The sequence below is a fragment of the Nitrospirillum guanabarense genome, from assembly GCF_034653355.1.
GTDB lineage: Bacteria > Pseudomonadota > Alphaproteobacteria > Azospirillales > Azospirillaceae > Nitrospirillum.
Genome location: NZ_JAYEER010000004.1, coordinates 2767869 through 2782003, shown reverse-complemented (window position 1 = coordinate 2782003; position 14135 = coordinate 2767869). Strand labels below are relative to the sequence as shown.

17 protein-coding genes are annotated in these 14135 nt (G+C 70.0%); 7 read left to right on the top strand and 10 right to left on the bottom strand.

All coding sequences use genetic code 11. The features are described 5' to 3' along the window. The 4 genes from UAA55_RS31110 to UAA55_RS31095 all read right to left on the bottom strand — a co-directional run. Window positions 1-197 (bottom strand): helix-turn-helix domain-containing protein (locus UAA55_RS31110; protein WP_322957719.1); only part of this gene is annotated, 197 nt, incomplete at its 3' end. Further along, window positions 194-772, bottom strand: coding sequence for a Smr/MutS family protein (locus tag UAA55_RS31105; protein WP_322957718.1), 579 nt, complete (start codon window positions 770-772; stop codon window positions 194-196). The genes UAA55_RS31110 and UAA55_RS31105, both read right to left, overlap by 4 nt. Beyond that, complete coding sequence (gene mltA / locus UAA55_RS31100; RefSeq protein WP_322957717.1) at window positions 769-1995, bottom strand: murein transglycosylase A; 1227 nt, start codon at window positions 1993-1995, stop codon at window positions 769-771. The genes UAA55_RS31105 and mltA overlap by 4 nt, the downstream gene beginning before the upstream one ends. 119 nt (window positions 1996-2114) lie before the next feature. Continuing rightward, complete coding sequence (locus UAA55_RS31095) at window positions 2115-2828, bottom strand: Tim44/TimA family putative adaptor protein (RefSeq protein ID WP_322957716.1); 714 nt, start codon at window positions 2826-2828, stop codon at window positions 2115-2117. A 164-nt stretch (window positions 2829-2992) separates the two neighbouring features. On the opposite strand from UAA55_RS31095, the gene UAA55_RS31090 reads away from it, so the two are divergent. Continuing rightward, window positions 2993-3460 (top strand): FxsA family protein, encoded by a 468-nt coding sequence (locus UAA55_RS31090; protein WP_322957715.1) that lies wholly within the window; start codon window positions 2993-2995, stop codon window positions 3458-3460. 6 nt (window positions 3461-3466) lie between these two features. On the opposite strand, the gene mutS is transcribed toward UAA55_RS31090, so the two are convergent. Further along, window positions 3467-6106, bottom strand: a complete 2640-nt coding sequence (mutS, locus tag UAA55_RS31085; protein WP_322957811.1) for a DNA mismatch repair protein MutS — start codon at window positions 6104-6106, stop codon at window positions 3467-3469. Between the two features lie 135 nt (window positions 6107-6241). After that, entirely contained in the window at window positions 6242-6775 is a 534-nt protein-coding gene (locus UAA55_RS31080) for a low molecular weight protein-tyrosine-phosphatase (protein ID WP_322957714.1), read from the bottom strand. A gap of 188 nt (window positions 6776-6963) precedes the next feature. On the opposite strand from UAA55_RS31080, the gene UAA55_RS31075 reads away from it, so the two are divergent. The 3 genes from UAA55_RS31075 (at window position 6964) to UAA55_RS31065 (ending at window position 9482) form a co-directional block, all read left to right on the top strand. Further along, a complete protein-coding gene (locus tag UAA55_RS31075; protein WP_322957713.1) occupies window positions 6964-7626 on the top strand; it encodes an ABC transporter ATP-binding protein in 663 nt (220 codons plus the stop codon). Next, a complete protein-coding gene (locus UAA55_RS31070) occupies window positions 7623-8858 on the top strand; it encodes an ABC transporter permease (protein WP_322957712.1) in 1236 nt (411 codons plus the stop codon). Before UAA55_RS31075 ends, UAA55_RS31070 begins: the two co-directional genes overlap by 4 nt. Window positions 8859-8939: 81 nt before the next feature. Next, complete coding sequence (locus tag UAA55_RS31065; protein ID WP_322957711.1) at window positions 8940-9482, top strand: DUF3299 domain-containing protein; 543 nt, start codon at window positions 8940-8942, stop codon at window positions 9480-9482. Between the two features lie 69 nt (window positions 9483-9551). Here the strand turns inward: UAA55_RS31065 and UAA55_RS31060 are convergent, their stop codons facing one another. Together UAA55_RS31060 and UAA55_RS31055 are read right to left on the bottom strand one after the other, a co-directional pair. Next, window positions 9552-9950, bottom strand: coding sequence for an MAPEG family protein (locus UAA55_RS31060; RefSeq protein WP_322957709.1), 399 nt, complete (start codon window positions 9948-9950; stop codon window positions 9552-9554). A 92-nt stretch (window positions 9951-10042) separates the two neighbouring features. Then, window positions 10043-10462: a metallopeptidase family protein gene (locus tag UAA55_RS31055; protein ID WP_145611001.1), complete on the bottom strand. Its 420-nt coding sequence runs from the start codon at window positions 10460-10462 to the stop codon at window positions 10043-10045. Window positions 10463-10647: 185 nt separating this feature from the next. Between UAA55_RS31055 and UAA55_RS31050 the strand changes: the two genes are divergently transcribed. From UAA55_RS31050 to bla, 3 genes are all read left to right on the top strand, one after another. Next, a complete protein-coding gene (locus tag UAA55_RS31050; RefSeq protein WP_322957707.1) occupies window positions 10648-10938 on the top strand; it encodes a 4a-hydroxytetrahydrobiopterin dehydratase in 291 nt (96 codons plus the stop codon). A 1-nt stretch (window position 10939) separates the two neighbouring features. Continuing rightward, entirely contained in the window at window positions 10940-11737 is a 798-nt protein-coding gene (locus UAA55_RS31045; RefSeq protein WP_322957706.1) for a tRNA-uridine aminocarboxypropyltransferase, read from the top strand. Window positions 11738-11846: 109 nt separating this feature from the next. After that, on the top strand, window positions 11847-12797 hold the full coding sequence (bla, locus tag UAA55_RS31040; RefSeq protein WP_322957705.1) for a subclass B3 metallo-beta-lactamase: 951 nt from the start codon (window positions 11847-11849) through the stop codon (window positions 12795-12797). Window positions 12798-12948: 151 nt separating this feature from the next. Here bla and UAA55_RS31035 read toward each other — a convergent pair whose 3' ends face one another. Further along, window positions 12949-13320: a LapA family protein gene (locus tag UAA55_RS31035; RefSeq protein ID WP_322957703.1), complete on the bottom strand. Its 372-nt coding sequence runs from the start codon at window positions 13318-13320 to the stop codon at window positions 12949-12951. Between the two features lie 118 nt (window positions 13321-13438). Then, a complete protein-coding gene (gene ihfB / locus UAA55_RS31030; protein WP_040845205.1) occupies window positions 13439-13720 on the bottom strand; it encodes an integration host factor subunit beta in 282 nt (93 codons plus the stop codon). Window positions 13721-14135: the final 415 nt, after the last annotated feature.

Genomic DNA, 14135 nt, shown 5'->3' with positions numbered 1-14135 from the left:
ATCTCCTCCGCCTCGTCCCAGATGATGCCGAAATAGCCGCAAATCTGACGCACCAGCATGGGCGAGGGCGTGCCCTTGCGGCCGTGCTCCAGCGCGGAGAGGTAGGCGGAGGAGATGTGCAGGGCGGCGGCCATGTCCTTCAGGGCCAGGCCATGCTGCTCGCGCAGCTCACGCATCCGCTGGCCGAAGGGGGTCATGGACGCTGCCGCTTCAGGAGCACATAGAGCGCACCGCCGCCGCCGTGCTGCGGCTGGGCCTGGCGGATGGCCAGCACCAGGGGGCGCAAGGGCGCCTCCCCCAGCCAGCGGGGCACGGCCACGCGCAGGATGCCCTTCTCCCGGTCGGTGCCCATGTGGACGCCGCCACCGGAGCCCTTGCCGGTGATGACCAACAGGGTGCGCCGGCCTTCGCGGTGGGCGCGGGCGACGAAGGCGTTCAGGGCGCCATGCGCCTCAGCCTGGGTCATGCCGTGCAGATCCAGCCGGCCGTCGATGACCAGCTGGCCCCGGCGCAAGCGGTCGTCGGTGCGGCGGTCCAGGCCGGCGCGGGCGCCGAAGACCAGCGGGGGATGGACCAGGGGGGCGGCGGGAAGCGGCTTGGCCGCCGGCGCCGACGCCAGCGGCGGGGCGGCGGGCACTGCGGGGGTGGCCGCCACCGGCGCGGGCGGGGGCGGCGGCAGGGGAGCGCCCCGGCGCAGCGGGGCGGCGTCGCGCATGACCTCACGCCACAGGCGGATTTCCTCCGACGTCGGACTGCGGCGCTGGCGGCTCATGAAGACGGTCCGGGCCCGGCGCCGATGTTGGCCGGCGTCACCGTGCGCGGCAGCAGCAGCCAATAGCCGCCCCGGCTTTTCATGACGCCGGCGCGGCTCTCCGCCTCACGCCCGTGGCCCCAGAACACATCGCCGCGCACAGGCCCCTGGATGGCGCCACCGGTGTCCTGCGCCACCATCAGGCGGGACAGGCGCTTGTCTCCATCCTCCGGGTCGGTGACGTCCAGCCAGACGGGCAGGCCGTAGGGCACGTAGGTATGGTCCACCGCCAACGAGCGGCCGGGGATCAGCGCCACGCCCTGGGCGCCCAGGGGGCCGTCGCCCTCCAGCGCCTTGAAGAAGACGTAGGAGGGGTTGCCTTCCATGGTGGCCTGGGCCTGCGCGGGGTTGGCCGCCAGCCAGGCGCGGATGGACTGCATGGTGACGGCGTCACGGTCCAGCTTGCCGTCCGCCGCCATCTGGCGGCCGATGGCGACATAGGGCCAGCCGTTCTGCCCGTCATAGGCCACGCGCATCTCGCCCCCCTCCTCCAGCACCACCCGGCCGGAGCCCTGGATGTGCAGGAAGAAGGCGTCGACGGCGTCGTCCAGCCACACCAGTTCCAGCCCCTTGCCGGTCAGAGCGCCGGCGTCAATTCGGCGGCGGTCCTCATAGGGCTTTAGCTTGCCGTCGGTCACGCGGCCGGCGATGCGCTGGCCCTTCAGGCTGTCGCGGAACTCACCCAGGTCGACCATGACCAGGTCGGCCGGGCGGCGATAGAGCGGCACGGTGTAACGGCCGTGGCGGGTGCGGCTGCCGCGCAGATCCGCCTCATAATAGCCGGTGAACAAACCCTCGGGATTGCCGTTGTCGGTGGCGCGCCAGGGCTGGAACCAGCGTTCCAGGGCGGCGCGGGTCATGGCCTCGTTCCCCGGCGGCAGGTTCTTCAGGGCTGAACAGGGGGCGTTCCAGTCCTGGGGCTTGCCGGCCACGCCGCTGGTCTGGCGCAACATCTTCTCGCAGGACCGCAGGATGGCGGGCACGGCCTCCGCCACCTTGTCCGCCTGCCAGCCGGGCAGGTCGGTGAAGGCGGCCGGCTGCAGCACCAGCTTGGCGCCGGGCCCCGGCACCGGCGGGGCCGCCGGCGGCTCTTCAGAGGTGAACAGGGAACAGGCGGTGGTCAGCAGCAGCAGGGCGCCCGCGACGCCGCGCGCCGCGCGGGCGAAAACGGGCCGGCACGGCATGGGCAATGGTTCCTCACGAGGCGGCTGTGATCAGGTCGAGCCGGACCTTAAAACGGATCGCCGCCGGAAGGAAACATCGGATGCGGGGCGCATCGCGATTTGCGCCGCCGAACGCCCGCTCACTGCGGGACGCGGGTTTCAACCAGGCGCCAGTTGGGGTTGGACGATCTGGTGTCGCGGGCGAAGGTCCAGATGTCCACCACCTCGGACGGATGCTCGGCATCGCCATCCACCACCCGCCCCTGGGCATCCCGGGTGACGTTGGTCTGGTGGGTGATGAACTTCACCGTGCACAGCGCCTGGCCTTCCAGCAGGCGGGCCTGTACCAGATCCACGGTGTCGAAGGCCTGGATGTGGGCCTCCAGCGTTTCGCCCGCCTGGGCGCGGGCCTCGATGGCCTTGGCGAAGTCGTTGTAGACGGCGTCGGCCAGCAGCGGGCGCAGGGCGTCGGTGTCGCCGCGGGCGAAGGCGTCGACGATGATGCCGAAGGCGCTTTCGGCACCCTTCAGGAAACGCCGCTCGTCAAAGCTGGGATCGGCCTGGTGGATGCGGGCGAGACCGGCCTCCAGCGACAGCGGGCCGTCGTCGTCGGGCTGGGTGACGTCGCGCGCGGTGCCCTCGATGACCTTGGGCGGCACCCCCTGGAAGGGCGGCGGTCGCACACCCTGTTGCCCCTGGGTGGTCGGGCCCTGCGCCGGGGGAGCGGTGAAGGGGTTGGGGCGCTCACGCTCCTCGCCCGTCTTGCGGCCCAGCGCCTTGTGCAGCTGATAGGCCAGGAACACGGCGATCATCGCGAAGATGATGATTTCGAAGAAGTAGGAGTTGTCGCCCATTGCAGACTTCGAACCTCCGGCGCTTGAAATAAGCCCTCGTCCCAGGTCCAATCGGCACCTGGATACGGGGCCCTCGCCCCACCATGTTAAGACCGAACACCCGGTTGTCATTACGGGCGGCCCTCTCGCTGTAGATAGGCGGCGCCCGAAGAAAGAGCAAGCTTATGCGCCTTCCCCTTTTTCTCATCGCGTATCTTCTGGCGGAAATCGCCGCCTTCGCCTGGGTGGGGGAGAAGGTGGGCGTGCTGGGAACCGTGGCCCTGGTGGTGCTGTCCACCGCCGTCGGCCTGTGGCTGGTCCAGCGCCAGGGGCTGGACGCCCTGCGCAAGGTGGCGAGGTCGACCCCGGGCGAGGCACCGGTGGTGGCATGGGACGGCCTGTGCCTGGCCACCGCCGGCGTGCTGTTCACCGTGCCCGGCTTCATCAGCGATTTGGCCGGGCTGGCCCTGTTGCTTCCCCCGGTGCGCCGTACCCTGCTGGGCCAGGCCCAGCGCCTGTCCGGCACCCGCTTCACCGTGCGCACCGCCGGGGGCGGCACCTACGGCGGCCCGGCGCGCCCCATCACCGTCATCGATGGCGACTTCGTGGACGTGACCAAGCCGGACCAGGATCCGACGCTGCCGAAGGAGTGACGGGGCTTACAACAAACCCTTCAAGCGATACAGTTCCTCCAGCGCCTGGCGCGGCGTCAGCTCGTCCGGGCTGACGGATTTCAGCGCCGCCAGCGCCGGCGACTCCGGCGGCGGCGCAGCGGGTTCCGGCGCGCGGCGCACGGGCGCGCTGAACAGGGGCAGGTCGTCGGCCAGCCGCGTCACGGCGCTGCCCTGGTCGCCCGCCTCCAGGATGGCCAGCACCTCTTCCGCCCGGCTGATGACCGTGGCCGGCAAGCCGGCCAGGCGGGCCACGTGGATGCCATAGCTGCGGTCGGCGGCGCCGGCGGCCACCTCATGCAGGAACACCACGTCGCCCTGCCATTCCTTGATGCGCATGGTGTGGCAGGCCAGCGACGGCAGCTTGGACGACAGGGTCGTCAGCTCATGATAGTGGGTGGCGAACAGGGCGCGGCAGCGGGTGACCTCGTGCAGGTGCTCCACCGCCGCCCAGGCGATGGACAGGCCGTCGAAGGTGGCGGTGCCGCGCCCGATCTCATCCAGGATGACCAGGCTGCTGCCCGTGGCCTGGTTCAGGATGGCCGCCGTCTCCACCATCTCCACCATGAAGGTGGAACGTCCGCGCGCCAGGTCGTCGGCGGCCCCCACGCGGCTGAACAACCGGTCGACGGCGCCGATATGGGCGGCGTCCGCGGGCACGAAGCTGCCCATCTGCGCCAGCACGGCCACCAGGGCGTTCTGGCGCAGGAATGTCGACTTGCCGGCCATGTTGGGGCCGGTCAGCAGCCACAGGCGGTTGGCGTCCGACAGGTCGCAGTCGTTGGCGACGAAGGGCCCGCTGGCGGCGGCCACCAGCGCCGCCTCCACCACCGGATGCCGGCCGCGCACGATGCGGAATTCGCGGCTGTCGTCCACCACCGGGCGGCACCAGCGGCATTCCACCGCGATGTCGGCCAGCGAGGTCGCCACATCCAGCGACGCCAGCGCCTGGGCGGTGGAGGCGATGTCGTCGGCCCTGGCCAGCACCGCCTGGGTCAGGTCCTCGAACAGGGCCAGTTCCAGGGCCAGCGCCTTGTCACCCGCCTCCGCCACGCGGCGTTCCAGGTCCGACAGCTCCACCGTGGTGAAGCGCATGGCGTTGGCCAGGGTCTGGCGGTGGATATAGGTGCCGCGCTGCTCCGCCGCCATCAGCTTGTCGCCGTGCTGGGCGGTGACCTCGATGTAATAGCCCAGCACGTTGTTGTGCCGGATCTTCAGGGTGCTGATGCCCGTGTCCCCGGCGTAGCGGGCCTGGAGGTTGGCGATCAGGCGCCGCGAGTTGTCGCGCAACTCCTTCAGCTCGTCCAGGGGTGCGGAATAACCCTGGGCGATGAAGCCGCCGTCGCGGGCGTTCAGCGGCAGGTCGGGGCCCAGGGCCGCGGCCAGCGTGGCCACCAGCTCGGCCGGGACCTTCACGCCGTGCAGGGCGTCCAGCAGGCCCGGGGGCAGCGGCGGCTCCAGGGCGCCGCGCAGCGCCTCGGCCGGGAAGGTGTCGCAGATGTCGCGGGCACGGCCAAGGCCGTCGCGCACCCCGGCCAAGTCGCGCGGGCTGCCCCGGCCCAGGCTCAGGCGGGACAGCGCGCGCTCGATATCCGGCGCCCGGCCCAGGTGCGCGCGGATGTCGGCGCGCAAGCCGCCCTGCTCCACAAAATAGGCCACCGTGTCCAGGCGGCGGCCGATGGTCACGGGGTCGGTGAGGGGGGACGCCAGGTGGGCGGCCAGCAGGCGGGCGCCGGCGCCGGTGACCGTGCGGTCGATGGCGCCCAGGAGGCTGCCGCGCTTTTCCCCCGTCAGCGTGCGGCTGAGTTCCAGGTTGCGGCGCGACGCCGGGTCGATCTCCATGACCGCGCCCAGCGCCAGGCGGCGCGGGCGGTCCAGGCGGGGCACCCGGCCCTTCTGCGTCAGTTCCACATAGTCGACCAGGGAGCCGGCGGCCGCCACCTCCGCCCGGCTGAAGCTGCCGAAGGCGTCCAGCGTGCCCACGCCGTAGAGGTCCAGCAGACGCTGACGGCCGTTCTCGCTGTCGAATTGGGCGTTGGGCTGCACCGTCAGCTGGTCGCGCCACTCGGCCCACAGCTCGAACAGCTCCGGCTGCTGCGTCAGGCGTTCGGACACCAGCAGCTCACCCGGCGCCAGGCGGGCCAGGGCGGCCGGCAGGGCCGCGCGTTCCACCGGCTGCAGGGTCAGCTCCCCGGTCGACAGGTCCAGCCATGCCAGGCCCAGGGCGCCGCCCACCTCGGCCAAGGCGGCCAGGTAGTTGTTGGACCGGGCGTCCAGCAGGCCGTCCTCGGTGATGGTACCGGGGGTGACGACGCGCACCACCTCGCGCCGCACCACCGCCTTGCCACCGCGCTTGCGCGCCTCCGCCGGGTCCTCGGTCTGCTCGCAGATGGCGACGCGGAAGCCCAGGCGGATGAGGCGTGACAGATAGTTCTCGTGCGAATGCACCGGCACGCCGCACATGGGGATCTCTTCCCCCAGATGCAGGCCGCGCTTGGTCAGCGTGATGTCCAGCGCGCGGGCGGCGGCCACCGCGTCGTCGAAGAACATCTCGTAGAAATCACCCATGCGGTAGAACAGCAGGGCGCCCGGGTGCTGGGCCTTGATCTCCAGGTACTGCGCCATCATGGGCGTGACACCCTGGGCGGAGAACGCCGGGGATGCGGTATCGTTGGTGTCGGGCACGGCACTAAATCCGGTAGGGCGGGAACGATAGGGCCCTTAGGTATAGCGCCCCCGGCCCGCCAAGCCGAGTCCGTTTACCTAGCCCGCCTTGCGCCCCAGCCGGCGGTGAACCTCGTCCAGCAGGCCGTCGGCCGCGGCTTCGATCAGGTCCAGCACGGTGTCGAACTGGTCCTCCGACCCGTAATAGGGATCGGGCACGTCGTGGCCCTTGTGGTCGGGGGCGTAGTCCAGGAACAGTTGCACCCGGTCGCGATGCTTGGGCGGCGCCAGGCGGCGCAGGAAATCCAGATGATCGCGGTCCATGGCCAGCACCATGTCGTACCGCTCGAAATCATCCGCGTCCACGCGGCGCGCGCGCAGCGCCGACAGATCCACGCCGCGATGGCGCGCCGCCTCCACCGCCCGGATGTCCGGCGCCTCCCCCACGTGATAGCCATGGGTGCCGGCGCTGGCCACCGTCACATCGTCGGCCAGGCCATCCATGACCAGGCGGCGGCGCATCACACCCTCCGCCGTGGGGGAGCGGCAGATGTTGCCCGTGCAAACGAACAGGATTGAAATTTTGCGATTATTTTCCAATGCCTTACCCTTATTCCGGGAGTGCCAAGACATCTGCGGGGACTGTAGCAACGTCGGGCACGGGAATCAAATGCTCACCCGATGCCCCTCTCCAAGAAGGTAGGACCGCGACATCCGGCCCACCCCTTCCCGCTTGCCGGGCGTCTCGGCGCCGCCCAAGATGCGCCCCTCCCGCCGGTGGCAGCCGCCGGGGTTCGGCAACGCGGCAGGATACAGGTCCCATGCCCCTTATCGAGGTCACCGGTCTGCGCCACGCCATCGCGGGCCGACCGGTGCTGGACGTCCCCCTTTGGTCGGTGGAGGCGGGAAGGCACTGTCTGCTGCTGGGGCCCAGCGGCAGCGGCAAGACCACCCTGATCCACGCCCTGGCCGGATTGAAGCGGCCGGACCAGGGTCGCATCCTGCTGGACGGCCAGGCGGTATGGGACCTGGACGCCGCCACCCGCGACCATTTGCGCGGCCGCCTGATCGGCATCGTCTTCCAGACCCTGCACCTGGTGGCGGCGCTGGACGTGGGCCAGAACCTGCATCTGGCGCGCTGGCTGGCCGGCCTGCCGCGCGACGCGGGGGCCGTCGCCCGGGCGCTGGATCGCGTGGGCCTGGGTAAGCGCCTGGCCGCCAAGCCAGAGCATCTGAGCCAGGGGGAAAAGCAGCGCGTGGCCATCGCCCGCGCCGTGGTCACCCAGCCCAAGCTGATCCTGGCGGATGAGCCGACCTCCGCCCTGGATGACGAGAACTGCGCCCTGGTGCTGGACCTGCTGCTGGAACAGGCGGAGGGTTGCTCCGCCACCCTGCTGGTGGCCACCCATGACGAGCGCACCCGCGCCCGGATATCCGACCGGCTGGATCTGCCCAAGCTTAGCCCCGTGACGGAGGCCGCATGACCATCCTCGGCCTGGCCTGGGCGTACCTGAAACGCTCGGCCCTCACCACCTGCCTGAACGTGGCGCTGCTGGCGCTGGGCACCGGCACCATCGTCGTGCTGATCCTGGTGGGCACGCAATTGCAGGACCGCCTGGCCAGGGACGCCGCCGGGGTCGACCTGGTGGTGGGCGCCAAGGGCAGCCCGCTGCAGCTGATCCTGTCCGCGCTGTACCAGGTCGACATCCCCACCGGGAACATCCCACTGTCCCAGGCCCACGCCCTGGCGGCCGACCCGCTGGTGGCCCAGGCCGTGCCCCTGGCCCTGGGCGACAGCTTCCGCGGCTACCGCATCGTCGGCACCGATCCGGCCTTTGTCGCCCTGCGTCACGCCCAGCTGGCGGAGGGCCGGCTGTGGCAGGCCCCCATGGAGGCCACGGTGGGCGACCAGGTGGCGCGCGCGGCCCACCTGAAGGTGGGCGACCAGTTCAACGGCAATCACGGCCTGTCGGCCGGCGGTGCCGTGCACGAGGGCATGCCCTACACCGTGGTCGGCATCCTGGCCTCCACCGGCGGCGTGGTCGACCGCCTGGTGCTGACCCCCATCGACAGCGTCTGGGCCGTGCACGACGCCCATCACCATCATCACCATGACGGCGATGCTGACGAGCATGAGGCTGGGGGCGCCCAGCCGGCCCAGCAACCACCCGAACGCGAGGTGACCTCCGTCCTGCTGCGCTACCGCTCCCCCATCGCGGCCGCGCTGCTGCCCCGGCGCATCAACACCGGCAGCGCCATGCAGGCGGCTTCACCGGCGGCGGAGATGACGCGGCTGCTGTCCCTGGTGGGCATCGGGACGGACACGGTGAGGGGTTTCGGCCTGTTGCTGGTGGCCTCCTCCGCGCTCAGCATCTTTGTCGCGCTCTACAACGCCACCCAGGCGCGGCGCTACGATTTGGCGGTCATGCGCGCCCTGGGCGCCACGCGCATGCGCATCTCCTGCCTGCTGCTGACCGAGGCGCTGGCCATGGGGGCGGCAGGCACCGCCCTGGGCCTGGCTCTGGGCCATGGCGCGGTGGAACTGGCGGGCCGCCTGGTGCCCCAGGCCCGCGACATGGGCATCACGGGACTCCAGTTTCCGGCCACGGAACCCTATCTTCTTGTCCTGGCGGCCGGCCTGTCGGTGCTGGCCGCCCTGGTTCCGGCCATCCAGGCCTATCGCACGGACGTGTCGGCGGTGCTGTCGCGGGGATGACCTCCGCCCCACACCCAGCCCTTAATCGGCCACGATTGGGGGCCAACAAAGCATTTGGCAGTTGAGAGAAAGGATTTCGCCATGACCATTCAGGCCAAGCGCACATTCGCCGCCGCCCTGATGATGGCGGTCATTGTCACCGGGGCCGTCGCCGGGGCGCCCGCCCTGGCGGCCGACAAGAAGGTGGCGTCGGCCACGCCCGCGGCACCGGCGCCGGGCACGGCGGCATCCGTGCAGGCCAACATTCCCAAGGCCACTCTGGGCTGGGACAAGCTGGCCGACGTCAAGGAAGTGCACAGCATGGACAACGGCCTGCTGCGCGTGCGCGCCGCCTTCGGGCCCGAGGTGCAGGCGTTGGAGGGCAAGCCCCTGACCATCGCCGGCTTCATCATCCCGCTGGAGCAGAAGGAGAAGTCCGGTCATTTCCTGCTGAGCGCCATGGCGCCCAGCTGTCCCTTCTGCCCGCCGCCCGGCCCCGCCGACCTGATGGAGGTGAAGACCAGCACCCCTATCGCCATGACCAACGAGCCCATCACCCTGACAGGCACGCTGCATATGGTGGGCGATGACGACAACGGCCTGTACTACCGCCTGGCGGGCGCCAACCTGCAGCCGGGTTCTTAAGCGCGCCCCAACACCGGGCGGCCGCGGGCGCGGCCTGGCGAAAATAAAAGGGACTGGCGCGCTTCGATCTCAAATCCCCAGCAAATGGCGCACCAGGCCAATGAGGCTGCCAACCAGCAGCACGGAGGTGGCGAACAGGGACAAGCCGAAGCCGGCGGTGCGCTTCTTGGCGTCGGCGTAGTAGGTCACGGCGTACAGCACGCGGCCGATGGGCCAGACAAGGCCGATCAGCGCGGCCTGGTGATCGCCCCAAATGTTGGCGAACAGCCACAAGCCCGGCAGGAACAGCACGATCTGTTCCAGGGTGTTGGTCTGTACCCGCAGCACCCGCTGGAAGGCCGGCGGCCCGTCCACCGACGGCGCCTCCACCCCATGGGCGCTGCGCGCCCGGCTGACCTGCCCTATGGTCCAGAAATAGACGAACAACGCCAGCAGCGTGACCAGACCGGTCCACACGAACGCCATCATATGCCCCATTCCCCATTCCAGCCGGCACCCCCAGGCCGCCGGCCCTATTTTTCCTATATTGGTGCGCCTTGTAAACGGTGCCAGACCCGTCCTTACGGATCGTTGGCCTCGATGCCGTACATGTCGTCGTCGGTGAAACCGAAATGGTGGCCGATCTCATGAATCATGACGTTCAGCACCAGATCGCCCAGGTCCTCCCCCGTCTCGCACCAATAGTCCAGCAGCGGCCGGCGGTAGAGGAAGATCATGTCCGGCCCGTGGCTGGCGTCGTTGGCGCCGCGCTGGGGCAGGGAGACGCCGCGGTAGAGGCCCAGGATGTCGAACGGGGTTTCCAGCCCCATCTCCCGCTCCGTCTCCTCATCCGGGAACTCCGCCACATGGACCACCAGGTTGCCCATGTGCACCCGCAGTTCCGGCGGGATGGACGCGATGGCGTCGGTCGCCAGGCGTTCGATCTCCTCCAGCGTGGGCGGGGAGGTGAAGCGGCGGGGCAGGACGGTGACGGTGGCCATGGCTCTATACCGGGGTAAGCTGTGCTGACATCTTGACGGGAGGGTCCCGCCGGGTCCACGTCAACGCCTGTCGGCTCCCGCCGTCAAGCCCCGGCGCTCAAGGCCCATCGTCGCAGGCGACTTAACCCCATCATCCGGCCCCACCGGCCCCTATGCCGGAAGACGGCGGCGTAAAGGAGGACACCATGGTGCAGAAGCTGACGCCTGCGGCGCGCGCCCAGGCCCTGGCCACCCTGCCCGGCTGGACGGCGGTCGACGGCCGCGACGCCATCGCCAAGACCTACACCTTCGCCGATTTCAACGCCGCCTTCGGCTTCATGGCCCGCGTGGCCCTGGCGGCGGAGCGCATGGACCATCACCCCGAATGGTTCAACGTCTACAACAGGGTCGCGGTCACCCTGGCCACCCATGATGCCGACGGCGTGTCGGAGCGTGACGTGCGCCTGGCCCGTTTCATGGAAGAGATTGCTGGTTGAGATGACTGACGACACCGTGCCGCCGGCGGAAGACGCCGCCCCTCAAGCGCCCGTCCCCCAGGCCCCCGCCCCCCAGGTCCCGGCCGAAGCCGCGGCGATCTGCCCACGTTGCGCCAAGCCTCTGGACCTCTGCGTCTGCGCCGGCATCACGCCCATCGAGACCCGGCTTGAAGTGCTGGTGCTGCAGCATCCCCAGGAACAGGATGTGGAACTGGGCAGCGCCCGGCTGCTGACCCTGGGCCTGGCGCGCGGGCGGTTGAAGGTGGGGCTGTCCTGGCCCAATTTGGCGAAAGCCTTGGGGAGGGAGGCCGACCCGCGCCGCTGGGCCGTGCTGTACATGGGCTCCGGCGATGACGCCACGGCGACCGAGCCCGGCACCCTGCGCCTGGTGGACAAGAAGGGCCAGACGGTGGAGGACCCCACGGTGCTGGCCGACCTGGAGGGCATCATCCTGCTGGACGGGTCGTGGTCGCAGGCCAAGGCCCTGTGGTGGCGCAACGCCTGGCTGTTGAAGCTGCGCCGCCTGATCGTCCATCCCGACTTCGTCTCGGCCTACGGCAACCTGCGCCGCGAGCCACGGCGGGAAAGCGTGTCGACGCTGGAGGCCGGAGCCTACGCCCTGGCCAAGCTGGAGGGCGACGACACGCTGGTGGAACGGCTGCGGGCACCCTTCGTCGCCCTGGTGGCCCGCTACCGCGCCGTGCGCGGCAACCGCCCGCCCAGGGCCGCCGCCAACCGGCCCTCGTCCGAAGGCGCGCGCAAGCCTGACTGGCGCGGCCGTAAGCGCCGGCCCCGGTAACGCCCCGCGCTACCACGCGGTGCGGGGCCGGTGGCCGGCCGGCCCTTTTTTAGCCAGAATTGGCGGTCACACACGCGGAAGTTTCCCACGCAAGCCTCCGGACCGCCCCATGCCCCTGCGCACCGCCCTCGCCGCCCTTCTGCTGTGCGGCGTCGCCGCCCCCGCGTTCGCCGCCGAGTCGGCCACGCGGACGACTCCTCAGCCGGCGGCGGCCTGTCCGGAGGGGGCGGACTGGAACATGCCGGCGGCCCCGCTGCGCATCTATGCCGACACTTGGTACGTCGGCACCTGCGGCCTGTCCTCCATCCTCATCACCTCGCCCCAAGGCCATGTGCTGATCGACGGCGCCACGGAAAAGGCGGCCCCGCTGATCGAGGCCAACATCCGCGCCCTGGGCTTCAAGGTGGAGGACGTGCGCATCATCCTGAACAGCCATGAGCATCTGGACCATGCCGGGGGCATCGCCCAGCTGCGGCGCGATTCGGGCGCCACGGTCATGGCCCTGCCGGCCGCGGCCGGCGCGCTGGAGCATGGCAAGGCCGACCGGGGCGACCCGCAGTACCTGAGCATCGAGGCCTTCCCCGCCATTCCGCATGTGAAGCGCGTGAAGGATGGGGAGGAGGTGACCCTGGGCCCCATCCGCCTGACGGCCCACGCCACGCCGGGCCACACGCCGGGCGCCACCACCTGGACCTGGGACAGCTGCCAGGATGGCCCCAAGGGTGAACAGTGCCACCACATCGTCTATGCCGACAGCCTCAGCGCCTATACCGACGACGTCTACCGCTATTCGGACGAGACGGCGCATCCGGGCGTGCTGGCCCGCTTCCGCCAGGCCATCGCCACCATGGCCGCCCTGCCCTGCGACATCCTGCTGACGCCCCACCCCGACGCCTCGCAGATGTGGAAACGCCTGGGCCCCAACGCCACCCAGCCCCTGGTGGACGAGACCGCCTGCCATCGATACGGCGAGGCGGTGACGGCCCGCCTGGACAAGCGCCTGGCGGATGAGGCGGCGAGGACGGAAAAGGAAAAGGCGCCCGCCGAGGACCGCCCGTGATACCGCGCTTCAAATCAGCGGCATGAAACCTCTTTTCATATCGCTGTAGGATGCGACCGCATCCGCCGGAGATTTCTGGGGAGCCGAAGGCGGACTGGAAATCGAGGAAGCCAAGGCCACGGATGTGGCCGCCCGGCATTTGAGGGCAAACTTAACGCAGCGACATCACCCGCACGTCGGCGGGCGGGGTCGACACCGTGGCGGCGCGGTCGGCGGCGGCGATGCGCTTTTCCAGGTCGGCGGCGTGCAGGCGGGCCGCGTCCAGGTCGCGCTGCAACTGGTCACCCCGCGCCCGCTCCTTGCGCAGGGCGCGGCGGTGCTTGCCGGCCGACAGCCAGGAGACCAGGCCCCCAGCCAGGAAACCCACCAGCAGGGAGACGAACACCACGGCGAAGGAGGGCGCCACCACCGCCCCGTCCAGCGGCCACAGCGTCAGGCGCACCAACTCCTCATTCACGATGGCGAAGTCGATGGCGACCAGGGCCAGCGGGATGGACACGATCCAGGAAAGATAACGCAGCACCTGCCGCTCCACTGGCAACGGCCGCCCCGAACCACCCCCGAATGGGGCGGCCCCTTGGGGGGCGGCGCCGAAAGGTCCCGACGGAACCGCCGGGGCCGGGTCCCACAAATGGGGGCTATCAGTCGGTGTTCAACTGCTCACGCAGCTGCTTGCCCGTCTTGAAGAAGGGAATGAACTTCTCATCCACGTCCACCGCCTGGCCCGTGCGGGGATTGCGGCCGGTGCGGGCGTCGCGCCGCTTCACCGAGAAGGCGCCGAAACCGCGCAGCTCCACCCGGTCGCCCCGGGCCAGGGCCTCGGTGATCTCGTCGAAGATGGTGGTGACGATCTTTTCCACATCGCGCTGGTAGAGGTGCGGATTGAGTTCCGCCAGCCGCATAATGAGTTCCGACTTGGTCATCGGCAATTCCCCCTTGGGCAATCGGTCCCGGTCTCGCGGGACCTCTATCTTTATCGTGTCGTTGATGCCTCCCGGCAGGCCGGTGGCCCGGGTGTACATCCACCCACGCCTAGCGGATCCTGATGCCGCACCCCGCTTCCCCTGGTGGCTGGCCTCGATCAAGGTTCCACGGGGTTCGGGTCACGGCTTCCGTCACCGCCCGTCCTAGCCCAACTGTGCCGGAGCGGACCCGTCCTGGCAAGGGTAAGGTCTTCATACTCCTGCATTATCGCTGATCGGGCTCAGCCTTTCGGAGGGCCTCCCCCGTCGCCTCCCCCGTCCGGCCAAGCCGGCCGGACAAGAAAAAAGCCGCCCCCGGTTGCCCGGGGACGGCCCTTTCATACTGGAAGACCCGGATGGGTCCTGAAACTCAGTC